Below are 24,873 nucleotides of genomic sequence, written 5' to 3'. Positions count from 1 at the left end.
AAAGCATAATCGCTGTAAAGAACAGCTTATAGGACGAGTTATGAATATCGCGGCAAATCCAGTGATCGAAGCAGATCAAACGATTTTTTTGAAAGATTATCAGAAGCCAACATTTGTCGTGGATTCGATTGATTTAAATATCCAAGTCTATGACGATCATACGATGGTGACAGGCACACTAAAAATGCAACGTCAGACTGAAGGTGATTTGGTGTTGCTTGGTCGTGAGCTTGAGTTGAAGTCAATTACACTGAATGGTCAAGAGTTAGATTCTTCGCAATATCATCTAGATGATGAACAGTTAGTGATTAAAGATGCACCTGATGATGCATGCATCGTTACAGTCGTTGAAATTCATCCTGAATCAAACACACAACTTGAAGGTTTATACCAAGCAGCATCTGATCTGTTTGTTACACAGAACGAACCAGAAGGCTTTCGTAAAATTACGTTCTATCCAGACCGTCCAGATGTGCTGTCTGTTTTCACAACACGTGTCGAAGCGGATAAGAAATTTCCAGTCCTACTGGCGAATGGTAATTTAATTGAAGCGGGTGAAGTGGGCGAAGGACGTCATTATACCATTTGGCAAGATCCAACCAAGAAACCAGCCTATCTCTTTGCATGTGTCATTGGAGACTTAGCGGTTTTAAAAGATCGTTACGTCACGTCTGAAGGTCGTGATGTAGCTCTAGAAATTTATGCTGAAGAAAAAGATATTCCTAAGTGCCATATTGCCATGGAAGCACTTAAACATTCTATGCGTTGGGATGAAGAGCACTATGGATTACCTTATGATTTAGACAATTATATGATTGTCGCGACCAGTGCATTCAATATGGGTGCAATGGAAAACAAAGGGCTTAATATTTTTAACACATCATGTGTTTTAGCTGATGAAGAATACACGACTGATGCTGCGATTATGCGTGTTCAATCTGTTATCGCTCATGAATATTTCCATAACTGGACGGGTAATCGAATCACTTGCCGAGACTGGTTCCAACTTTGTTTGAAAGAAGGTTTAACCGTTTTCCGTGATCAATCTTTTTCTGAGGATTTGCAGTCTGCTGCTGTTCAACGAATTGATGATGTAGCAGTGCTTAAAGCGCACCAATTCCCTGAGGATTCAGGCCCATTGTCTCATCCTCCACGTCCAGATCATTTCGTAGAAATTAATAACTTCTATACAGCGACTGTGTATGAAAAAGGTGCAGAAATTAACCGAATGATGGCGACTTTATTAGGTAAAGAAAAATTCCGTAAAGGAACGGATGAGTATTTCCGTCGCCATGATGGTCAAGCTGTGACTGTGGAAGATTGGGTTGCTGCATTATCAGCAGGTTCTGGTGTGGATTTATCAGGATTTTTAACTTGGTATAACCAACCGGGCACACCTAAGCTTGAAGCTAAAGGTGAGTATGATGCTGAGCAAAAAACTTATCGTTTAAACTTTAAGCAAAGTTTAAAACCACATCCAAAATATCCAAACTTAAAAGCGGTTCCAATTCCTGTCGCTTTGGCTTTGTTTGATGAACACACTGGTGAGCAACTTCAACTTGAATGCTCGGCTTTGGTTGAAGATAAAGTCAAAGATGGTGTTTACTTATTCACGAATGATGAAGCAACGATCGAGTTTAAAAATGTGGAGAAGGTGCCTGTAATTTCACTATTACGAAATTTCTCTGCACCCGTGAATTTAGAGTTTAATTATACTGATGAACAGCTTGCGTTCTTATTACAGTACGAAACCAATGGCTTTAATCAGTGGCAAGCGACGCAAACATTGCTTGAGCGCATCTTATTAAATGACCAACCTGCTGACATATATATTGAAGCGATGTTAAAAACGCTACCTAGAGTAATTCAGCAAGATCCGCTGTTAGCTTCACGTTTATTTGATGTTCCGAGTGAAGGTTATTTGGGTAGCCGTATTGACTACGATTATCAACCGACAGCGATCTATGAAAAGCGTAACGCTCTATTAGATACTTTGTCTCGCCGTTTAGGTGATTTTGCTAAAGAGACTTATTTATCATTAGATCCAGCAACACAGTCAGATTTTTCCCAAGCTATGGGTACACGTGCTTTAAAGAACATCATGCTTTCTTTTATTGCGCGTCAAGGAGATGAAGCTGCATTTGACTTAGCTGAGCAACAGTATCGTCAAACACGTAATATGTCTGAACGTTTAGGTGCTTTAAAAGTGTTGGTGTGGAATGATGCACCACAAGCTGCTGAAATTTTAGAAGATTTCTATGCGCGTTTTAAAGATGAGGCTCTATCAATGGATCAGTGGTTTATGATCCAAGCAGCTCATCCGAAAGCGACAGCAGAGACGATTCAAAAACTGACATCACATGCTGATTACGATCTTAAAGTACCTAATCGAATCCGTGCTGTAACTGGTGGTTTAAATTCAAACCCTGTGAATACTTGGAGTTTTGGGGTAGATCACATTATTCAGTTGGCTCAATATTTGGACGAAAAGAATCCGATTGTAGGCTCACGTTTGTTACAACTTTTGTCACGTTGGTACACGTTAGCCCAACCTCAACAAGCCGAAGTCAAAGCGAAACTCGAAGCATTGAAACCTATCGTGAAATCTAAAAATGTATCGGAAACTTTAAATAGTATGCTTGCTGTTTAAATCACAAATAAAAAACCAGTGCAATGCACTGGTTTTTTTGACTCAACAGAATCAAGCTTGCATGGTCATTAGACTCGCATTACCACCAGCAGCTGCGGTATTAATACTAATTGCACGTTCAATAAAGAAGCGTTCTAAAGGAATGTCATAATTACCAGGCTCTAGATGTGTTATTCCGATGATCGGACCTTGTCGCTGAGCCACTTTATCTTGCAATTTTAACAGTTGATTTTTGGTGCCATGATGTAGAATTGCATCAAAACTACCTGTCTCAATATCAGCAATAATGGCGATACGTTGAGCGACCTCTTTAGGCATAGACTGTAAGTATTTTAAAACAAACGTATTCTCACCTAGAACAGTTGGCTGAGAGCCAACCGCGAGAATGGCATGAAGTTGATGAATCTGATCTATTTCTTGATCTGCCAAGCTTAAAACACGATGTCTCGGTAACACAACATATTGATTGCTTTCACCTGTTGGTCCTTGTAATTCATAGCTATGTCCGACACAACTTGGTTGCAACACCTTCATTTGATAATGAGGAAATGACTTATTGACCCAATCTTTATATTGATTCAATAAGTTTTGATGTTCAGTCAATTCAACGCCTTTGCTCGTTGCATAAGGTTGTTCAATTTTTTTATGTGTACATTCATGCATTAACCGATAAATATACATCGGTCCACCAGCTTTGGGACCTGTACCAGATAAACCTTCTCCACCGAAGGGTTGTACACCGACAACAGCACCTACAATGTTGCGGTTAATATAGAGATTTCCAACTTCTGCTTTTGAAATTACGGTTTGTATGGTTTCATCGATACGCGTGTGTAAGCCCATAGTCAAACCATAGCCTTTGGCATTGATTTGATCAATAAGTCGATCAAGTTCGCCATATTTATAAGTAATGACATGCAGTACTGGACCAAAAACTTCACGTTCAAGATCATCTAAATGTGGTAACTCAACTAAAGTCGGTTTAACAAATGTCCCTTGCTTGAGATGAGAGTCATCTTCATCCCACATGAGTTGTTGAACGAGATAACCCAGAGATTTCATTTTATTAATATGTTGATCAATGGTTTGTTTTGCTTCTCGATCAATTACAGGTCCAATATCAGTTTTCAATAAACTTGGAATGCCGACACGCAATTGCTTCATTGCACCTTTGAGCATTTTGATCACGGTATGTGCATTATCTTCTTGAACACATAAAATTCGTAGTGCTGAACAACGCTGACCAGCACTATCAAATGCTGAGCTGACAACATCTAATACCACTTGTTCAGTCAGGGCAGAAGAATCTACGATCATGGCATTTTGACCGCCAGTTTCTGCAATGAGAGGTATTGATTGACCAAATTGATTCAGTCGTTTTGCAACGGTTTTCTGCAAAATTTTCGCAACCTCAGTTGACCCTGTAAACATAATACCTTGAATACGATGATCACTACTGAGTTGTGCACCTACTGTTTCACCACGTCCTGGCAAGAGCTGTAAGACAGATTGTGGTACGCCAGATTCCCAAAGGATCTGAACTGCAATGGAGGCAATTAAAGGGGTCTGCTCCGCTGGTTTGGCGATTACAGTATTCCCTGTTACAAGTGCCGCCGCGATTTGACCTGTAAAAATTGCCAATGGGAAGTTCCAAGGACTAATACACAATACTGTACCTAAGGGTTGAATAACGGCTTTGTGATCTAGATCTTTCACTTGTGCTGCGTAGTAGCGTAAGAAATCTACTGCTTCGCGTACTTCAGCAATCGCATTGGCAAATGTTTTACCGCTTTCACGACTGAGCAGAACCATCAGCTCTTCAAGTCGAGACTCCATCACATTGGATGCGGTAATTAAATATTCTGCACGTTGATCTTTATCTAAATTTTGCCAATCCTGCTGTGCTTCAGTCGCATTAACTAACGCCATTTCCACTTGCATGGCATGAGTTTCCGTCACTTCACCGACAATATCTTGATGGTTTGCAGGATTGAGAATTGCAATTGACTCTGTATCGTGTACGGATTCATCTAATCTCAGACCCATTGGGGTGGCTTTAATTTGAACTTTAGACCATTGTTGATAAGTATGATTCAAATGTTCAAGGTCTTGGTCATTTGCAAGATCAATTCCAAGAGAGTTAGGGCGATGATCAGCATATAAATGTTTCGGATATGGAATAGCAGGGTGCTTTAATCCAACTTTGCCTTCGATTCGACTTGTGACATCAATGGTTTGATGTGGATTTTCAATCAAGTCATCAATTTTGAGTGTTTTATCAGCAATACGATTTACAAAAGACGTGTTTGCACCATTTTCAAGCAATCGTCTAACCAAATAAGCCAAAAGGGTTTCGTGATTTCCGACAGGTGCATAAATTCGGCAAGGTACGCCAAGTTTATCATCTGCTTTAGAACCGACGACTTGTTCATAAAGTGGTTCGCCCATGCCATGTAAACATTGGAATTCGTATTGTCCCTTATAATATTGTTCAGGATTTGCTAAATGATAAATAGTGGCTAAGGTTTGTGCATTATGTGTCGCGAATTGCGGATAAATAAAGTCTGGTTCGGCTAAAAGTTTGCGAGCACAAGCGATATAAGATAAATCTGTATGCACTTTTCGAGTAAAGACAGGATAATCGGCCATGCCTTCAACTTGTGCTTTCTTAATTTCACTGTCCCAATAGGCGCCTTTGACTAAACGAATCATTAAACGTTTTTGACTACGCTTAGCTAAATCAATGATGTAATCGACCACGTAAAAACATCTTTTTTGATAAGCTTGAATCACAAATCCAATGCCTTTCCAGCCATTCAATTTCGGTTCGAAACATAAGCGTTCAAGAAGTTCCAATGAAATTTCCAGCCGATCAGTCTCTTCAGCATCGATATTTAGACCAATATCATATTGTTTCGCTAGAACCGCTAGATTAAAGACTTTGTGATAAAGCTCATCGTGTACACGGTCAATTTGCGAGCGTTGATAACGTGAATGAAGTGCTGAAAGTTTGATTGAGATACCGGGGCCTTCGTAAACATCTTTGTTAGACGATGCCTTACCAATCGCATGAATCGCATTTGTATAATCTTGATAATAGCGCTCCGCATCATGATCTGTAAGTGCTGCTTCACCTAACATATCATATGAGTAACGGAAGCCTTGTTCTTCTAATCGTTCGGCATTATTTAACGCCTCATCAATGGTTTCACCTGTAACAAACTGTTCACCCATCATACGCATAGCAACATCAACGGCTTTGCGAATAATACCACGGCCACTTCGTGCCAAGATGCCTGTGAGTAGACCAGATAAACTATTTGCTTTAGGTGTTTCCATTAATTTACCGGTCAACATTAAGCCCCATGCTGCCGCGTTTACAAACATTAGGCTGCTTTGACCTAAATGATCTTTCCAATTGCCTTGGTTGATTTTGTCTTTGATCAATAAGTCACGTGTTGCTTTATCAGGGATACGTAACAGCGCTTCAGCTAAACACATGAGCGCAATACCTTCTTGTGAAGATAATGAAAATTCTTGTAATAAACCCTGTACAATGCCTGCTTTGCCCGCTGACCCTTTACGTTCACGTAATGAATGCGCTAAATTGAAGGCTAATTGATAAATTTTGTCTGAAATTTCTTGATCAATCTCGGTCTGTTCGAGAAGTGTTTCGACACATTCAAATTCATCACGGCGCCATGCACGATTTATTTCTAATTCTAGATCTGATTTATCTTTAAATTCAGTAATGTCTTGAATGTCTATTGGGCGAGAAAGGGGTGAGCTAAGTTGTTCCATGAGATATACGCCAGCGTCCTGTGACAATGAAATAGATTTATCTTTAAGGTTTATTTAATTTATAATTACAGAAAATATGGTGCATAACTCACTATAATTAGAGTTAAATTTAGAGAATAATTCGCATGCAGACTCAAATGATGACGTTGGATCGTACAGATTTAAAAATTTTAGATATCTTGCAAAAAGATGGGCGTCTATCAAATATAAAACTTGCTGAAATGGTCAATCTTTCTCCCACAGCAGCGCTTGCTCGAGTACAAAAACTAACCAAAGATGGATATATTACAGGTTATGAAGCCAAGTTAAATCCAGATCTGCTGAATCGAAGTTTTGTGGTATTTGTCGAAATTTTATTAGATAAAACAACTCCAAATGTATTAGAAGAATTTTCTGATGCAGTGAGAAGTTACCCTGAAATTGTTGAATGTCACATGATCAGCGGTGGGTTTGATTTTGTAGTTAAAATTCGTTGCGCCAACATGGAAGAGTTTCGTAAGATCTCTGGACAGGTTTTATGGCAACTGCCTGGCATCAAAGAAACCCGTAGCTATCCAGTGATGGAAGTTATTAAGGAATCTTCGCAAGTGCAACTTAAGCAAACATTTAAAAAGTAAATGTATAAGAAAGGGGCTATAAGCCCCTTAATTTTTTATTTCTCATTACCTTCCATTTTTGATTTCTTGCATTTCAATTTCATATTTCTGTTGAGCTTCATCAAAACGGTCAGTCACATCTTGCGCTGGCGGGCGGCCTAATAAACTCACCACCATAATACTCACCCAAGATAAAATAAAGCCAGGAATGATTTCATAGACGCCAGTATCAGCCATGGTGTTTTTCCATACAATGACGGTAACAGCACCAACAATCATACCTGCCAATGCACCATTGATGGTCATTCGCTTCCAGAAGAGAGAAAGGATAATCAGTGGTCCAAATGCTGCACCAAAGCCAGCCCACGCATAAGCAACTAAACCGAGTACCTTGCTGTTCGGATTCATTGCAAGGAAGATTGCCATAATCGCAACGATTAATACCATCAAACGACCTACCCAAACCAGCTCGGTTTGTGAGGCAGATTTACGAATAAATGCTTTGTATAAGTCTTCTGTAAGCGTGGTAGAGCATACCAATAGTTGGCAGCTTAGGGTACTCATCACTGCAGCAAGAATCGCGGCAAGAATCACTCCTGCAACCCATGGATTAAATAAGATTTTAGTTAATTCCATGAAGACTGTTTCAGGATTTGCATTGACTGCAGCACTAAGTTGAGGAAACGTATCAAAGTAAGCGATTCCGAAATAACCGACAGCGACTGCACCACCAAGACATAGAATCATCCATGTCATTCCAATTCGACGTGCTGCTGGAATAGACTTCACGGAATCTGCTGCCATAAAGCGCACAAGAATATGTGGTTGACCAAAGTAGCCAAGTCCCCATGCCATTGAAGATAAAATTGCTACAGTGCTGAGATCTGAAAGTAAATTATTCGCTAATGGGCGTGCGGATTCCACAATGACACTAACTTGCTGAGCATTTTCACCAATGGCTAAATAAGTCATTACTGGAGCAAGTAAAAGCGCAAAGATCATCAAGCCTGCTTGGAATGTATCTGTCCAACTGATGGCTAAAAAACCACCAATACAGACATAACTAATCGTTGCTACTGCTCCAATCCACAGGGCTGTGTTGTAATCCCAACCAAATAGGCTTTCAAATAAACGTGCACCTGCGACCATGCCAGAGGCACAATAAATTGCAAAGAAAATCAAAATTACAAAAGCTGAGATTATTCGAAGTACTTTTTTCCGATCACCAAAGCGGCTGGTGAAATAGTCGGGGAGAGTCAATGCGTTATGTTGAATTTCGGTATGAACACGTAGACGACCCGCGACCAAAAGCCAGTTCAACCAAGCACCGATAATTAAACCAATGGCAATCCAAGCTTCGGATAAACCTGAGAGATAAATTGCACCAGGTAGACCCATGAGTAACCAGCCACTCATATCTGATGCACCTGCGGATAATGCAGTGACGACACTGCCTAAACTCCGACCACCTAAAATATAATCATCAAAATTATTCGTGGCTTTGTAGGCATAAAGCCCAATGCCAAGCATCGCCACAATATAAAAAATAAATGTGATTAGCGTAGGATTTAATTGGCTCATTGCTATGCCATCCTTTGTCTGTCCTAAATGACCATCTTTCCGAGATGAATTTTTAATCGAATTATTCGAGGAGCTGATTCAAGCACGTTTTGAAAATTACGCTCTGTTACATTTGAGTGAGATTTATAGTCGTTTAGTGAAACTGAATGTAATTTTGGTTACAAAGACTATTTTTTCAAAAAATAATTACTTTGATGTTTAATACAATTCTATAAATGATTGTCTTTAACATAAAGTTACATTGGTCACCTAAACAGCGAATTTGTAATTTTTTATTGCATAAAGAAGTATTAAATCAATAGTGAAAATAAGCACGAAGCCTATGATCGATATTGCACGATAATGGTGCATTATTGTTGAGTAATAAAAGTGTCTACGGTTCAATTTGATAAAACAAGAATAGAGCATGATCTGCTCGGTGAAAAAGCGGTTCCTTTCGATCGTTACTATGGGATTCATACCCTGCGTGCGATGGAGAATTTTCAGATTTCGCATCAACAAATAGGTGAAAACATACATTTTATTCGTGCATTGGCACAGGTAAAAAAAGCATCAGCACAGACAAATTTAAAATTTTCCAAATTGAGTCAAGATGTCAGCCAAGCGATTCAATGGGCTTGTGATCAACTGATTGAGCAGCCTGAAAGTTGGAAATCATCATTTCCAATTGATATTTATCAGGGTGGGGCTGGAACTTCTATTAATATGAATAGTAATGAAGTGGTGGCTAACCTTGCACTCGAGCATCTCGGCTTGCCTAAAGGTCAATATGATGTAATTCATCCAAACGACCATGTGAATAAATCGCAATCGACCAATGATGTTTATCCAACTGCATTGAGACTAGCAACATATTACAGTTTAGAAGATTTATTGTCTCAAGTTCGCTCATTAATCGCTGCTATTGAGATCAAAGCATCTGAATTTCAACACGTAATTAAAATGGGGCGAACTCAACTCCAAGATGCTGTACCCATGACACTCGGACAAGAGTTTCGTGCATTTGCGACGCTATTAAAAGAAGACTACCGCCTCATCCAAAAGATGCGTCATTTACTGCTAGAAATAAATTTGGGTGCGACTGCGATTGGAACGGGTGTGAACACACCTCATGGATATGCACTAGAAGTGGTTCAAACGCTTTCGCAAATTACTGGATTGAAATTACAAGGTGCTGAAGACTATGTTGAAGCCACCAGCGATTGTGGCGTATTTATTATTCTATCAAGTACTTTAAAGCGTTTAGCCGTCAAGCTCTCAAAAATTTGTAATGACCTGCGCTTATTAAGTTCAGGGCCTCGTACGGGATTAGCTGAAATTAGATTACCTGAATTACAAGCTGGCTCATCCATTATGCCTGCGAAAATCAATCCAGTTATTCCTGAAGTAGTGAATCAAATTGCTTTTAAAGTCATTGGTAATGATTTGACAGTGACCATGGCAGCTGAAGCGGGGCAATTACAATTAAATGTCATGGAACCTGTAATTGCACTGACCATGAATGAATCAACCAATTTATTAATTCAAGCAATGCAAACACTGGAAAACAAGTGTATTCAAGGTATTACTGCAAATGAACAGTCTTGTTACGATGCAGTGATGCGAAGTGTTGGTATCGTCACATTATTAGATCCGATCTTAGGTCATGCCAAATGTGATGAAATTGGGAAGGTTTGTCTTGCAGAAAATAAAACCATTCAGCAAGTTGTCATTGAGCAGAATCTTTTGACGCAAGAGCAGTTAAATCAAATTTTCTCTTTTGAAAATTTAGTGTCTGAGATCGCTGGTCATGTTGTCGATGATATGAACATGGACAAAGTAAGCTAATAGAGTAGGTAGAATCTGAAAGTTAATTGAATATGAATTGATGGCATATTTCATTCAATGAGGTATGCCATTTTCATTGAAACTTTTAAGTATAATTTCTTAATTGAATGTTTATAATAATTAAAATTTTGAGCCATCAATACAAACATTATAATTTAGAGAAAATGAATGAAAAGAATAGTAATAAGCACGCTGCTGTGTTCGATGTTGCTGGCATCCTGTTCAAAAAAAATAGAGGAACACTCTGCTGAAGCAGTTCAAGAAAACACTGCTGATACGTAAGTTGATATGCAAGAAGCGGCTGAACCAAATACTTTGCCCGTCCAGGAGCAAAAACCTGAGGTCATATTAAATCAAGAGGTTAATCCGGTTGAACTTACTCGTCGTATGGTTCGAGAGGCGCAAGGTAACTTTACCGTTAAAGATGTGGTGAAAAGCAGTTTAGAGATTGAAAAAATAACCCTTGAGCAGGCGGATTTATTGAAAGAAAAGATATTGATTTCAATGTGGTTGATCTTAAACGTCAGAATATTTCAGAAGGTAAAGTAAAAGTATTTGAAAAAGTTGAACCTATATCTTTTATGGTGCTACGTGTACCGAGTGAGCGTGCCCCACATGTTGTTAATCAACTTTTACCTTTAATGTTTTTTCTGAATCAGCAACGCTATAGTGCACAACGTTTTGAATTGAAGCTTCTTCAAGAAAAAATGAATCAAGCACAGACTATTTCAAGTCAAGCACGACCAGCTCATTTGAATGAAATCACACGGCTCACTCAACTCGAAGTTCAAGACCGTGTTAAATTCAGTACGATCAGTTTACAACTGAATCAACCAACACTGGTCCGAGAAAGGGTTGATATTGATATTGATGCAGTGGCGCGATTAAATGGTGATCACTTTATTCAGCGTGCTTGGAATAGCATCAAATATGGCTGGCAATTTGTGCTCGATCTTTTGGTGTTTTTATTAATGATTTGGCCTTTTTATTTGATTGTCTTAATTGGCTTCTGGTTATATCGATGGTTAAAACCTTATTTTGATAAACTCAAATAAGCCCATGCCTCAATTTGGCTGAACTGAAGAAAGAAGTTTAGCCAAATCTTGCATTCCTTCGGTTGCTGATTTTGAGATACATGTATAGTGTTGTGGCACACGGCCGAGATCGGCTTTAGGGTCGATATAATACGCATCACAGCTTGGTGAAATACTGTGTACTAAGCTTGCAACAGGATAAACAGCTAAGCTTGTTCCAATCACAACAAAGATTTCAGCTTGCTGGCAAATCACTTCTGCTTCTTCAAAAGCGGGAACGGATTCACCAAACCATACGACATGTGGACGAAGCGGATATCCAGCGTCACAGAAGTCACGAGAAATATCCAGTTCAGTACCTTCAATTGTGTAAAATTTGTCTGCGAATTGAGCATCTGGCCCTGAGGTTTTGGCCAGTCTTATATTTCCATGAAGATGTAGTACTTTTTTGCTTCCAGCGCGTTCATGTAAGTCATCAATATTCTGCGTGATCACATGTACATCATAATGTTGTTCAAGTGCTGCAATCGCAAGATGTGCTGCATTAGGTTCAGATGCTAAAATTTTTTTTCGCCGTTCATTGTAAAAGCGCTGTACTAAAACAGGATTGTTACGCCAAGCTTCGGGCGTTGCGACATCCTCTATGCGATGGTTTTCCCAAAGTCCATCGCTATCTCGAAATGTATTGATACCACTTTCAGCACTCATACCAGCACCCGAAAAAATCACAAGCTTTTTTTTAGACTGATTCATCCAATCTCCATCCTATTGATTTTATGCCCACGTATGACGTCTGGATCAACTTAATATTCAAATATTCATTAGAGCTTATATAGTTTGATTCAGAAATTTAGAAATTTCTTGTGCGAATTTAATGGGTTCATTGATCAAAGGCGTATGCCCTGAGCGCTCAAACAGTACGATACGATGATTTTTAACCGATTCAGCAATGAGCTTTTGCCCTTGCGCTGGATAGAGTGCGGATTTAGCGCCGATAAAAAAAGTTGCTGGACATTCTAACTTTGAGATCGCGGCTCTGTAATCTTCTTTATGGTTTAGATAGTTGTCAATGTACCAACGCATATAGTCGAGACGTTGCATAGGGCGGATTAACTTTTGAATTTTCGGTTGATTGAGTGTTGTTTTAAAAATTTTAGCGCTCAATTGATGATTATCTTGTAAAGATAAAAATTTAACCCAAAGCTCGACTAATTCGCGGCTTAAGTGAGTAGGTAATTCACTCAGGTTTTGATAATTTTCATGTTGATGTAAAAAAGAAGAAAGTTCGCTGAGTAGCTTTTTGAACTCTGGATAGCGATCGCCCAATAGCCCGAAACTCCAAGTTTCATCAGAAGGTATTTTAGGGGTTTGATCAATATGCAAGTATGCTTGGATTTGATCAGCAAATTGACCATATTGCATACCATGCATGGCAGTAGTTGCCCCCATAGAATAAGCAATCACTCTATATTGTTGTCTAGGGCGTTGACTGATCAATGCCTGAATATCGTTCCAGTGACTTGAAATAGCATCAGTATCTGGAATTTTACAATGCTTAGACCCACCAAAACCGCGCCAGTCAGGAATAATGAATTTATATTTCTTTAAATTAAATGCAAAAAAAGGAATCCATTGCCAACTTTGCATTCCTAAACCAGATAGCACCAAAACAGGTTCACCTTGACCAATTTCACGAACATATAATTTTTCGTCATCTTGCATGGTATAAAATGGCATAGATATATCCTTTATTTTGTATTCATTATTTTCAATTGTGGAATTACACGTTCTAACCAACTGATCCAACCTTGCTCTAATTCAATGCCTAATTGAAGAATCATTTTGTGAATATAGATTGTACGGTCATCATTATCTTTATTAGCAAAATCTTTATCGTAAATCGCTTGATATATTTTTAACTTATTTTTATGAATCTCTAAATGAGATTCCAATTCTGTCAACACATTATTACCACCTAGTTGTGCTTCAGCTCTTAAACGCACCATCAATTCTTCTCTGAGTTGGGCAGGCTCACTATGCTGTACCATCCAATTGGCAAGTTCAGTTCGACCTAGAGCATCAACTTTATATTTTTTCTTTCTCGAGTTGGGATCACCTTCATCAATAGTCGAAATCCAACCTTTTTTTTGCATAGCATTGAGTTCACGATAGATTTGTTGGTGAGTTGCATTCCAAAAGAATCCCATAGAACGGTCAAAGCGACGCGCAAGTTCAATACCTGTACTAGGTTTTTCAATGAGACTGGTCAACAAAACATGTGCTAAAGACATAAATCATATATCGTAAAATCTTGAATCAACTTTATTATGCAACATGTTGCATAAAAAGCAAAATTAGAATATATATTTATGCAACAAGTTGCATGAAGCAATAATAATAGCAAGCAAACGCGAGCCATGAGGTCAGAATGTCAAATTATCCAAACTTACTTGCACCACTAGATTTAGGTTTTACCACTTTAAAAAATCGTGTATTGATGGGTTCAATGCACGTAGGTTTAGAAGAGGTTGAAGGTGGCTATGAACGTATGGCCGCATTTTATGCTGAGCGTGCTCAAGGACAGGTCGGTCTTATCGTGACGGGGGGGATTTCACCCAACGATGCCGGTGTGACTTTTGCTGGAGGGTCAAAATTAGACTCGATTGCTGAAGCTGAGAAACATAAAATCATTACACAAGCAGTACATGATGCTGGCGGTAAGATTGCAATGCAGATTTTGCATACTGGTCGATATTCATATCAGCCTGAAAACGTTGCGCCATCAGCAATTCAGGCACCAATTAATCCAGTTAAACCTCATGCTTTAAGCTCGGCTGAAGTTCATCAAACCATTGATGATTTTGCTAACTGTGCAAAGCTGGCTCAATATGCAGGTTATGATGGTGTTGAGATTATGGGGTCTGAAGGTTACCTCATTAATGAGTTTATCGCAGCACGTACCAATCACCGTGATGACGAATGGGGTGGGAGTTATGAAAACCGCATTCGTTTGCCGATTGAAATTGTAAAACGTACCCGTGCAGAGGTGGGTGAAAACTTTATTATCATTTATAGACTTTCGATGCTCGACTTAGTTGAGGGCGGTTCAACGCTTGAGGAGGTCATCCATCTTGCAAAAGAAATTGAGAAAGCCGGCGCGACTATCATTAATACAGGTATTGGTTGGCATGAAGCGCGTATACCCACGATTGCAACGAAAGTACCTCGAGCAGCATTTACATGGGTGACAGAAAAGCTAAAAGGTGAAGTTAATATTCCATTGATTACCTCAAATCGTATCAATACCCCTGAAATGGCTGAACACGTGTTAGCTTCAGGTCATGCAGATATGATTTCTATGGCTCGCCCAATGCTTGCAGATGCAGAATTTGTACTAAAAGCTGAACAGGGTAGAAGTGACGAAATCAACACGTGTATTGGCTGTAACCAAGCGTGTTTGGATCATATTTTTTCACTCAGAATTGCGTCATGCTTGGTTAATCCACGTGCATGCCATGAAACTGAACTCATTTTTAAAGAAATCCATACGCCTAAAAAAATTGCTGTCATTGGTGCAGGTCCTGCAGGATTGAGTTTTGCTACTTATGCAGCTGACCGTGGTCATCAGGTCACCATTTTTGAAGCAGCCGATCAAATTGGGGGGCAATTTAATATTGCAAAAACGATTCCAGGAAAGGAGGAGTTTTATGAGACATTGCGTTACTTTAAGCGAAAAATTGAGCTGCAACCTTTAATTCAATTAAAACTTAATCATACTGTAACTTTTGAAGAGCTCAATACAGATCAGTTTGATGAAATTGTCGTCGCTACAGGTGTGACACCTCGACATTTAGATATTGAAGGAATTGATCATCCAAAAGTGTTGTCTTATATCGAAGTTTTAAGAGAGAAAAAACCAGTCGGACAGCGTGTTGCGATTATTGGTGCTGGTGGTATTGGTTTTGATACTGCTGAGTATCTAACCCATGAGGGGGAAAGTGGAAGCTTGAATCCTCAAAAATTTTATGATGAATGGGGAATTGATACATCATATTCTAATGTAGGAGGTTTAAAACCTGCTCAAGTAGAACAGCCATCACGTGAAATCTACTTATTACAACGTAAAGCCACTTCAGTTGGTGCAGGCTTGGGTAAAACGACGGGTTGGATTCATCGTACTGGATTAAAAAATCGCGATGTAAAAATGATTCCAGGTGCAACGTATAACAAGATTGATGACCAAGGTTTACATATCACAATCAATGATCAAACTACCGTCTTAAACGTGGATCATGTGGTGATTTGTGCAGGTCAAGAGTCATATACGGCTATGTTTGATCAACTTGAGCAGGCAGGTAAAAAAGTTCATTTAATTGGTGGGGCGAAAGAAGCGGGTGAGCTAGATGCAAAACGTGCGATTCGTCAAGGTGCTGAATTGGCTGTCAAGATTTAAGCCATAAAATTTCTCTCTTATATTATAGATGAAAGTGCAAGAAGAGGATTTGGAGAGGGTACTTAATTAAATGAGACCTCTCCTTGACGCGGTATTCTCCCTTTTCTTCTAAAAGGTTGGACTGATACAACAAAAAGGACATAAAAATGACACTCGAAACCACACAAAAATCTATTCAACGTTGGCACCACATGCTTGAAACACGTGATTTAAGTCTATTGAATGAGCTTTTGTCTGAAGAAGTCGTATTTAAATCACCCGTCGCATTTAAGCCTTATCCAGGCAAACAAGTTGTTACTTTTATTTTGACCAATGTGATTGAGATCTTTGAAAATTTTCGTTATCACCGTGAGTTCTATACAGCAGATGGGGTCAGTGTTGTGCTCGAATTTTCCGCAAATGTCGGTGAAAAAACATTAAAAGGGATTGATATGATCCAGTTTAATGAGCAAGGTCAAATTATTGACTTTGAGGTGATGATTCGGCCTAAAAGTGGTTTAGAGGCTTTGGCGTTGCAAATGGGCCAACGTATGGCTCAATTTCTACCAAAATAAATTAGGCATGTTTTTGGCTTATGAATTGGAGTAAGTAAATTCGGAGTCTGTATGAATCTTAATCAGCGTTTCAAGTGGATGCAAGAATTCACTCAAACCCAACTTGATCATTTTACTGGTGCAGCTATACCTTCAATCTATTTTAATCCGCAAGGTGAGTTAGCGCATGTGATTTCAAACTTGAAACGTCTGCATTATAAATATAGACCAACGCCGTGGCTCTCGAATACGCATGCTCACTTGGTGTATTTTGATAAAATTCGAAAGAAAACCGTAAAATTAGAATATGACTTCATTGAACAGTTAACAATGTCTGATGGGGGAACAACGGGTATTGCTTGGTATGGCATGCATCTGCCTGCGGAAACACCTACTATTTTAGTGCTGCATACCATTACTGGAAGCCCAGCCAGTATGAGAGAATTGGTCAGAGACTTACATCAAGTAACTGGTTGGCGTATTGCATTGTGTTTAAGACGAGGGCATGCAGGTCTACCACTTTCAGTTCCTAAAATTAATCTTTTTGGAAACACGCAAGATCTAAGAGAGCAGATTGAACATATTCAACAGCGCTTACCATATTCTAAATTGTATGCAGTTGGGTCTTCAGCAGGAACTGGATTATTGGTTCGATATTTAGGTGAGGAAGAAAGCTCCACACCAATTCAAGCGGCTTTCGCACTTTGTCCTGGATACAATACGGAAACTGGTTTTTCAAATGTTCATCCTTTTTATAGCCGTTTGATGGCAAAAAAGTTAAATGCACATTTTTTAAAACCTTATGAGCAACATTGGCGAAATTTAGAAAGTTTAAAGCAACTGAGTGTTGCTAAAGATTTATTTGATTTTGAAAAAACATATTATCAGTTCGCTGGATTTGAAAATTATGACGCATATTGTAAAGCGACAAATCCCATCTATGTCTTTGAGAAGATTAGAGTGCCGTTGATGATTTTAAATTCGGAAGACGATCCAGTATGCCATATCCGCAATTTAGAGCCTTATAAAGAAGTGATTCAACATATGCCGAACATGGCAGTAGTGACCACAAAAAAAGGAAGCCATTGCTGTTTCTATGAAGGTAATAAAAATCCAGAATCTTGGGCACACAAATTAATTGCAGAATTTTTTTTAGAATTAGAGAAAGCCTGACAATTTTTGTTGTTTATAAATGAATAACAATTTGACTTTCATTTATGTTGACATAAAAAAACCGAGTCTTGTCACTCGGTTTTTTTAAATTCGAAAATTAGTTTTCTAAAGCAGGGGTAGCAGCAGCAATAGCAGCGGCAACAGCATCATCTTCAGATTGAGAACCACCTGTTGATGCACTTGGAGAAGGTGTAGGGCGTTCTACATTTTCAACAGCTGGTGCTGGGGCAGGATTCGTTTGTGCAGGAGCATCGCGGTATTCACGACGAATAGTCGCTGACGTATTGTTTGTTTCCTGATGCTCAATTTCAACTTGAGTTGGTGGCTCAGGTTCGATTTCTGGTTCAGAAATCTCAATGTTCTCAATTTGTTCTGCCTGTTCAGTTGTTTCAACAGTTTGTTCCTGTTCTTCTTCCTTAGGCGCTTCTTTTTTTACACATGCAGTAACGAGGAGTGCAGATAAGATTGCACCACCGATTAAAAATTTTTTATTCATAGTTGCTCAAAACAAACTAGCTAGATCGACTGACGTAGTATAACAGCAAATTAACAGATGAAAATCACTGAAAGTGTGCGTGAATCTTTATTGGAAATGATGATAGAATAACCAATTGTTTATTGTTCTTTGAATTGATGCGGATTGACTTTGCTTTATAGGTACAGAGTAAAGTAAAATTGCGCAACATTGCAGGCCGATTTAGGCTCGATTGTACGAGAAACCCAATGACCCATTTTATTTTCGTTACTGGTGGTGTTGTTTCATCACTAGGTAAAGGTATTTCAGCTGCTTCAGTTGCTGCACTTTTAGAAGCCCGTGGATTAAAAGTAACCATGGTGAAAATGGATCCATATATTAATGTCGATCCAGGGACGATGAGCCCGTTCCAACATGGTGAAGTTTTTGTCACAGAGGATGGTGCGGAAACTGACTTAGACTTGGGTTATTACGAACGTTTCTTGCGTCGTGCGAAAATGACCAAGCTTAATAACTTTACATCTGGTCGCGTGTACCAAGACGTTTTAAATAAAGAGCGTCGCGGTGATTACCTTGGTGGAACAGTTCAAGTTATTCCACACATTACAGACAATATTAAAGAACGTGTTCTTCGCGCTGGTGAAGGCTATGACGTTGCTATTGTTGAGATTGGCGGTACAGTAGGTGACATTGAATCTCTCCCATTCATGGAATCTGTTCGTCAGTTAATGGTTGAACTTGGTCACAAACGCACAATGCTGATGCATTTAACGTTGTTGCCATATATCAAGTCAGCTGCAGAGTTGAAAACAAAACCAACTCAGCACTCAGTGAAAGAATTACTCTCAATCGGTATTCAACCAGATATTTTGATCTGTCGTACTGAACACGATGTTGATGCTGATACAAAGCGTAAAATTGCGTTGTTCACGAACGTAGAAGCTCGTGCAGTTGTGGTGTGTAAAGATGCACGCACAATTTACGAAATTCCACGTACGTTCTATGAACAAGACGTTGATGATTTAATTTGCGAGCGTTTTGGTTATAACGATTTACCAGAAGCCGATCTTTCAGATTGGGATAATGTCGTAGAAGCACTATTAAATCCTGAGTACACTGTTCGTGTTGCGATGGTGGGTAAATATGTTGAACTTCCAGATGCTTATAAATCTGTAAACGAAGCACTCTTACATGCAGGTATCCAAAACCGCGTTAAAGTTCAAATTGATTATGTCAATGCCGAAGAACTAGAAAGCCAAGATGTAGCGGAAGTGTTGAAAGATGCTGACGCAATCTTAGTTCCTGGTGGTTTTGGCGAGCGCGGTACTGAAGGTAAGATGCAAGCGATTAAATTCGCACGTGAGAATGGAATTCCATTCCTTGGTATTTGCTTGGGTATGCAACTTGCGGTCATTGAATACGCACGTAATGTTGCTGGTATCGTAGATGCAACTTCAACTGAATTTAACCGTTCAACTAAATCGCCTTTAATTGGTTTGATTACGGAATGGTTAGACGAACGTGGTGAAGTACAACAACGTTCTGTAGATTCTGATCTTGGTGGAACAATGCGTCTTGGCGCTCAAAAATCAGAATTGGTTGAAGGCACTAAAACTGCAGAAGTGTATGGTTCAGTAGAAATTATTGAACGTCATCGCCATCGTTACGAAATGAATAATCGTTATATTCCTACTTTAGAAGAAAAAGGTATGAAAATTTCTGGTTATTCACCAATCCAACGTTTAGTTGAAACTGTTGAAATTCCTCAACATCCTTGGTTTATTGCTGTACAATTCCATCCGGAATTTACAAGTTCTCCACGTGATGGTCATCCATTATTTGCTGGTTTTATTGATGCTGCTAAAAAACAGTATCAAAAATCGAAATAATGAATGTCTTAGGACATAACTAGGAAGTTTAAATGTCACAATTAAAAGCACAAGAAATTGTACGTTTAGGCGATATACAAATGGCAAATCATTTGCCATTTGTATTATTCGGCGGAATGAATGTACTTGAATCAAAAGATTTAGCTTTTGAAATTGCAGAAACTTATGTTGATATTTGCAAACGTTTGGATATTCCATATGTTTTCAAAGCAAGCTTTGATAAAGCAAATCGTTCGAGCTTAAATTCTTTCCGCGGACCTGGTCTTGAAAAAGGAATTGAGTGGTTAGCTGACATTAAAAAACATTTTAATGTACCCATCATTACAGATGTTCATGAACCATATCAAGCAGCACCTGTGGCTGAAGTGGCTGACATCATTCAATTACCTGCTTTCCTCAGCCGTCAAACAGATCTTGTTGAGGCAATGGCAAAAACTCAAGCCATTATCAATATCAAAAAAGCGCAATTCTTAGCACCGCATGAAATGCGTCATATCCTGCATAAATGTTTGGAAGCCGGGAATGACAAGCTGATTTTATGTGAGCGTGGCTCAGCATTTGGTTACAACAACTTAGTTGTCGATATGCTTGGTTTCGACATCATGAAAGAAATGAATGTGCCAGTCTTCTTTGATGTGACACATGCACTTCAAACCCCAGGTGGTCGTGCAGATTCAGCAGGTGGTCGTCGCGCACAAATTACGACATTAGCGCGTGCGGGTATGGCTACAGGTCTAGCAGGTCTTTTTCTGGAAGGACATCCTGATCCAGAAAAAGCAAAATGTGATGGACCTTGCGCTCTTCGAATGTCTCAACTTGAGCCATTCTTAGCTCAGCTTAAAGAATTGGATACCTTGGTTAAAGGTTTCAAAAAATTAGATACACACTGATGCAGCGTTAGACGCATCGTTTTATTAATCAACTGAGGAATTGTTCATGAGCCAAATCGTTGACATTCGTGCACGTGAAATTTTGGACTCTCGTGGTAACCCAACCATCGAAGCAGACGTTATCTTAGCATCTGGCGTAGTTGGCCGTGCATGTGCACCATCTGGTGCTTCAACTGGTTCTCGTGAAGCTTTAGAACTTCGTGATGGCGATAAAGCACGTTACTTAGGTAAAGGTGTTAAAACTGCTGTGAACAACGTAAACACGTTAATCCGTGACGCGTTAGTGGGTAAATCAGTATTCGAACAAAAAGACATCGATAATACGATGATCGCTTTAGACGGAACTGAAAACAAAGAAAAATTAGGTGCGAACGCAACTTTGGCAGTGTCTTTGGCTGCTGCGCGTGCTGCTGCTGACGAAAAGAAAATTCCTCTTTTCCAATACATCGCAGACCTTCGTAACAACAGCATTTTAACAATGCCTGTTCCAATGATGAACATCTTAAACGGTGGTTCACATGCGGACAACAACGTTGATATCCAAGAGTTCATGATTGAACCAGTTGGCTTCACTTCATTCTCTGAAGCACTTCGCGCAGGCGCAGAAATCTTCCATTCTTTAAAATCAGTTTTAAAGAAACAAGGTTTAAATACTGCTGTTGGTGATGAAGGTGGTTTCGCGCCGAACTTACGTTCAAACGAAGAAGCAATTACAGTTATTCTTGAAGCAATTGAAAAAACTGGCTACAAAGCGGGTTCTGACATTATGCTTGCGCTTGACTGTGCATCTTCAGAATTCTACAAAGATGGTCAGTACATCCTTGCTGGTGAAGGCAATAAAGCATTCACAAACAACCAATTCTCTGACTACCTTGCAGGTCTTGTAAACCAATATCCAATTATCTCTATTGAAGATGGTTTAGATGAATCTGATTGGGAAGGTTGGTCTTACCTAACTTCGATTCTTGGCGACAAGATTCAATTGGTTGGTGATGATTTGTTTGTTACAAATCCTAAAATCCTTCAACGTGGTATCAACGAAAAAGTTGGTAACTCTATCCTGATTAAGTATAACCAAATCGGTACGTTGACTGAAACTTTAGATGCGATCTATCTTGCTAAAGCAAATGGTTACTCTACAGTGATTTCTCACCGTTCTGGTGAAACTGAAGATTCTACAATTGCGGATCTTGCAGTAGGTACTGGTGCTGGTCAAATCAAAACTGGTTCACTTTGCCGTTCTGACCGTGTAGCTAAATACAACCAATTGCTTCGTATCGAAGAATTGACGAATGCTATTTACCGCGGTAAAGCTGAGTTTAAAGGTTTAAATTAATCGTTTAGATTATTTTGAATTTTAAAAAACCACTCTTTAAAGAGTGGTTTTTTTGTTATTAAGCTATGAAATAAAAAGTGTAAATATAATGACTCTTGAATATTCAATAACTTTTGATATTTATCAGTAAGTATTTTTAGAAGAAATCAATCAATGTGAATTTGTTTAACATTTGCATATTTAACACAGTTACACATACTACCTTTCTTTGTTTTAGGGTATATTAGTGCTCTAATTTCATGATGTTAACTAAGCCTCAAATATAATGTTAGACGTCTTTAAAACTACTTCAAGTAAAGTGATTTTGCTGGTGGCAATAATTTTAATTGCCATCTTTCAATATCGCTTTTGGCTCGGTGAAGGAGGATATTTCCCTCATCAGGCGCTACTTCAGCAAATGAATCAGCAAGCTGAAACAAATGAAGAGTTAAAAGAGCGTAATCGTATTCTGGCTGCTGAAGTATATGATCTAAAAAATGGTGTAGAGGCGATTGAAGAACATGCACGTTTAGATCTTGGCTTAATTAAGCCTCATGAAACGTTTATTCAAATGAGTACAATCAGTACGAATTACAAGCCGATTTACATCGACCCAAATGCTAACGTAGATTTAAGAACCAATGAGTCTAGACAACCTGAATCTGAACAACCGTAAATTATGGGCTATTATTCCGGCAGCAGGTTCTGGTAGTCGATTTTCCAAATCAGCGTTAAAGCAATATCAAATTATCCAGAATAAAACTGTACTTGAGCATACTGTAGAACGTATTGCTCAATTGCCTATTGCTGGCTATGTGTTGGCAATCTCAGAGCATGACCAATTTGCTCAGACACTTCAATTTGCTAAATCAGAAATCCTTCATTTCTGCTTAGGTGGTCAGGAGAGGGTTGATTCTGTACTTAATGGTTTAAATTATTTAACCAATATTGCAGATGAAAATGATCTGGTGTTTGTGCATGATGCTGCTCGACCTTGTGTGAGCTTGAGTAATTTAGAATCTTTGATTCGCCATGTTATCGAATCTAAGCATAGCGCAATTTTAGCAACGCCTGTACGTGATACTTTAAAAAGAGTAGATCAGTCGAGTGCCATTGAAAAAACTGTTGATCGAAGTGCATTGTGGCAAGCACAAACTCCACAATTGTCGACCATTAAATTGCTAAAAACCTCGATTGAACATGCATTAACTCACAAGATCACAATCACGGATGAAGCGAGTGCGCTTGAATATGCTCATCATCCAGTAGATGTGGTGATTGGACGATCTGATAATATTAAAATTACTTATCCTGAAGATTTAGAACTTGCTCGTCTGATTCTTCAGTCACAGTCTGACTCGAAATAATTTAGTTTTATGTTTGGGACTTTGCTTAAATAGCCAAAACATTGTCTTATAATAACGCCACTTAGAATATGCAATTCAGCCAATGATACCTTCACAACAGTACCGTTTTTTGCGTCATGCCTTGAGAGATGGACGAACAATCAAACATGATTCGTCACGTTGGACTAAATTACATTTAGATCCATGGTTACTTGGTTTTTTGATATTAAACGCAGCTTTTGGACTCATGGTTGTTTATAGTGCAACCAATCATGATTCAAGCATGGTGATTCGTCAGGCGACCAGTTTTGGTATCGGTTTTATTTTGCTGTTTATTTGTGCACAAATTCCTCCAAAAGTTTATCAAATTGTCAGTCCTTATCTGTATGCATTTTCGATTGTGCTTCTGCTTTTGGTATTGCTAATTGGTGATGTCCGCTTAGGCGCAAAACGCTGGATTTCTATTCCTGGATTAGGGAGTGTGCAGCCCAGTGAATTTATGAAATTTACGATGCCACTCATGATGGCTTGGTTTTTCAGTCTGCGGACTTTACCACCCAAATTTATGCATATTCTCTTTGCATTATTTCTGATGATGATTCCTTTTGTTTTAGTCGCATTACAGCCTGACTTAAACATTGGATTAATTATTCCCGGAATTTTTGTCATTTTTTTAAGTGGTATTTCTTGGCGTTTGATTGGGGCTGTGGTCGCTGGGTTTGCAGTGGTTGCACCATTATTATGGAATTTCTTTCTACAGGAATACCAAAAAAAGCGAATTTTAACTTTATTTGATCCTGAATCAGATCCGCTAGGTGCAGGGTGGAATATCATTCAGTCTAAAATTGCGATTGGTTCTGGTGGACTATTTGGTAAAGGTTTTAATGAAGGAACACAGTCTCATTTAGGTTATCTCCCCGAACATCATACAGACTTTATTATGTCTGCTTATGCAGAGGAATTTGGCTTTTTTGGTGTGTTCGTATTATTTGTTATTTTTGCTGCGATCATTATTCGTTGTTTGATTATTTCCATGAACAGCTTCCATAATTTTGGACGTCTTTATGCCGGTGCGGCAGGTTTAACTTTCTTTTTCTTTGTGTTTTTGAACAGTGGAATGGTGAGTGGAATACTTCCAGTAACGGGTGATCCATTGCCACTCATGAGTTATGGTGGTACGGCAGTCATTGCAACGCTTGCAGGTATGGGCATTGTAATGTCTATACATACTCATCGCTAAAACATCTAGGGTTGACAGCAAATTTTCAACTCACATTCTGCTTACTCTCACATCTATTGAAACTTTGAGC

The 24,873-nt window shown here is 39.0% G+C and carries 20 protein-coding genes; 14 read left to right on the top strand and 6 right to left on the bottom strand.

The window, feature by feature from the left end; all coding sequences use genetic code 11:
• Positions 1-40: 40 nt before the first annotated feature.
• Positions 41-2,650, top strand: a complete 2,610-nt coding sequence (pepN, locus tag AC1M9L_RS01045; protein WP_481591071.1) for an aminopeptidase N — start codon at positions 41-43, stop codon at positions 2,648-2,650.
• 51 nt (positions 2,651-2,701) lie between these two features.
• Here pepN and putA read toward each other — a convergent pair whose 3' ends face one another.
• Positions 2,702-6,451, bottom strand: a complete 3,750-nt coding sequence (gene putA, locus AC1M9L_RS01040) for a trifunctional transcriptional regulator/proline dehydrogenase/L-glutamate gamma-semialdehyde dehydrogenase (protein WP_481591070.1) — start codon at positions 6,449-6,451, stop codon at positions 2,702-2,704.
• A 125-nt stretch (positions 6,452-6,576) separates the two neighbouring features.
• On the opposite strand from putA, the gene AC1M9L_RS01035 reads away from it, so the two are divergent.
• Entirely contained in the window at positions 6,577-7,068 is a 492-nt protein-coding gene (locus tag AC1M9L_RS01035; protein ID WP_035263751.1) for an Lrp/AsnC ligand binding domain-containing protein, read from the top strand.
• Positions 7,069-7,113: 45 nt separating this feature from the next.
• Here the strand turns inward: AC1M9L_RS01035 and putP are convergent, their stop codons facing one another.
• The gene (putP, locus tag AC1M9L_RS01030) at positions 7,114-8,628 is read right to left on the bottom strand and encodes a sodium/proline symporter PutP (RefSeq protein WP_481591069.1); all 1,515 of its coding nucleotides are present in this window, start codon (positions 8,626-8,628) and stop codon (positions 7,114-7,116) included.
• Between the two features lie 369 nt (positions 8,629-8,997).
• On the opposite strand from putP, the gene AC1M9L_RS01025 reads away from it, so the two are divergent.
• The 3 genes from AC1M9L_RS01025 to AC1M9L_RS01015 all read left to right on the top strand — a co-directional run bounded on the left by AC1M9L_RS01025 (position 8,998) and on the right by AC1M9L_RS01015 (position 11,510).
• Positions 8,998-10,455: an aspartate ammonia-lyase gene (locus AC1M9L_RS01025; protein WP_180027778.1), complete on the top strand. Its 1,458-nt coding sequence runs from the start codon at positions 8,998-9,000 to the stop codon at positions 10,453-10,455.
• Between the two features lie 288 nt (positions 10,456-10,743).
• A complete protein-coding gene (locus AC1M9L_RS01020) occupies positions 10,744-11,004 on the top strand; it encodes a hypothetical protein (RefSeq protein WP_481591068.1) in 261 nt (86 codons plus the stop codon).
• Positions 10,962-11,510 carry a hypothetical protein gene (locus AC1M9L_RS01015; RefSeq protein WP_481591067.1) on the top strand — a complete coding sequence of 183 codons (549 nt, stop codon included), beginning with the start codon at positions 10,962-10,964 and terminating at the stop codon, positions 11,508-11,510. Before AC1M9L_RS01020 ends, AC1M9L_RS01015 begins: the two co-directional genes overlap by 43 nt.
• A 9-nt stretch (positions 11,511-11,519) precedes the next feature.
• Here AC1M9L_RS01015 and AC1M9L_RS01010 read toward each other — a convergent pair whose 3' ends face one another.
• From AC1M9L_RS01010 to AC1M9L_RS01000, 3 genes are all read right to left on the bottom strand, one after another.
• Positions 11,520-12,242, bottom strand: a complete 723-nt coding sequence (locus AC1M9L_RS01010; protein ID WP_481591066.1) for an SIR2 family NAD-dependent protein deacylase — start codon at positions 12,240-12,242, stop codon at positions 11,520-11,522.
• Between the two features lie 75 nt (positions 12,243-12,317).
• Positions 12,318-13,226: an alpha/beta fold hydrolase gene (locus tag AC1M9L_RS01005; RefSeq protein ID WP_481591065.1), complete on the bottom strand. Its 909-nt coding sequence runs from the start codon at positions 13,224-13,226 to the stop codon at positions 12,318-12,320.
• 11 nt (positions 13,227-13,237) lie between these two features.
• Positions 13,238-13,780 (bottom strand): PadR family transcriptional regulator, encoded by a 543-nt coding sequence (locus AC1M9L_RS01000; protein ID WP_481591064.1) that lies wholly within the window; start codon positions 13,778-13,780, stop codon positions 13,238-13,240.
• 137 nt (positions 13,781-13,917) lie between these two features.
• On the opposite strand from AC1M9L_RS01000, the gene AC1M9L_RS00995 reads away from it, so the two are divergent.
• The 3 genes from AC1M9L_RS00995 (at position 13,918) to AC1M9L_RS00985 (ending at position 17,648) form a co-directional block, all read left to right on the top strand.
• Positions 13,918-15,942, top strand: a complete 2,025-nt coding sequence (locus AC1M9L_RS00995; RefSeq protein ID WP_481591063.1) for a 2,4-dienoyl-CoA reductase FMN-binding domain-containing protein — start codon at positions 13,918-13,920, stop codon at positions 15,940-15,942.
• Positions 15,943-16,088: 146 nt separating this feature from the next.
• The gene (locus tag AC1M9L_RS00990; RefSeq protein WP_481591062.1) at positions 16,089-16,496 is read left to right on the top strand and encodes a nuclear transport factor 2 family protein; all 408 of its coding nucleotides are present in this window, start codon (positions 16,089-16,091) and stop codon (positions 16,494-16,496) included.
• 51 nt (positions 16,497-16,547) lie between these two features.
• Positions 16,548-17,648: a YheT family hydrolase gene (locus AC1M9L_RS00985; RefSeq protein ID WP_481591061.1), complete on the top strand. Its 1,101-nt coding sequence runs from the start codon at positions 16,548-16,550 to the stop codon at positions 17,646-17,648.
• Positions 17,649-17,745: 97 nt separating this feature from the next.
• On the opposite strand, the gene AC1M9L_RS00980 is transcribed toward AC1M9L_RS00985, so the two are convergent.
• Positions 17,746-18,144 carry an internalin gene (locus AC1M9L_RS00980; RefSeq protein WP_481587524.1) on the bottom strand — a complete coding sequence of 133 codons (399 nt, stop codon included), beginning with the start codon at positions 18,142-18,144 and terminating at the stop codon, positions 17,746-17,748.
• A 227-nt stretch (positions 18,145-18,371) separates the two neighbouring features.
• Here AC1M9L_RS00980 and AC1M9L_RS00975 point away from each other — a divergent pair, with 227 nt between their 5' ends.
• From AC1M9L_RS00975 to rodA, 6 genes are all read left to right on the top strand, one after another.
• The gene (locus AC1M9L_RS00975; protein ID WP_035263731.1) at positions 18,372-20,012 is read left to right on the top strand and encodes a CTP synthase; all 1,641 of its coding nucleotides are present in this window, start codon (positions 18,372-18,374) and stop codon (positions 20,010-20,012) included.
• Positions 20,013-20,044: 32 nt separating this feature from the next.
• Positions 20,045-20,902, top strand: a complete 858-nt coding sequence (kdsA, locus tag AC1M9L_RS00970) for a 3-deoxy-8-phosphooctulonate synthase (protein WP_035263729.1) — start codon at positions 20,045-20,047, stop codon at positions 20,900-20,902.
• Between the two features lie 46 nt (positions 20,903-20,948).
• Positions 20,949-22,238, top strand: a complete 1,290-nt coding sequence (gene eno / locus AC1M9L_RS00965; RefSeq protein ID WP_180027787.1) for a phosphopyruvate hydratase — start codon at positions 20,949-20,951, stop codon at positions 22,236-22,238.
• A 265-nt stretch (positions 22,239-22,503) separates the two neighbouring features.
• Entirely contained in the window at positions 22,504-22,893 is a 390-nt protein-coding gene (gene ftsB, locus AC1M9L_RS00960) for a cell division protein FtsB (protein WP_035263725.1), read from the top strand.
• A complete protein-coding gene (gene ispD, locus AC1M9L_RS00955) occupies positions 22,859-23,584 on the top strand; it encodes a 2-C-methyl-D-erythritol 4-phosphate cytidylyltransferase (RefSeq protein WP_179998116.1) in 726 nt (241 codons plus the stop codon). The genes ftsB and ispD overlap by 35 nt, the downstream gene beginning before the upstream one ends.
• Positions 23,585-23,666: 82 nt before the next feature.
• Complete coding sequence (gene rodA, locus AC1M9L_RS00950; RefSeq protein WP_092766373.1) at positions 23,667-24,803, top strand: rod shape-determining protein RodA; 1,137 nt, start codon at positions 23,667-23,669, stop codon at positions 24,801-24,803.
• Positions 24,804-24,873 lie beyond the last annotated feature (70 nt).

The organism is Acinetobacter sp. ANC_7511, assembly GCF_056779975.1.
Note: the sequence above shows the minus strand (reverse complement) of the source record. Positions and strands in the feature narration are given on the sequence as shown.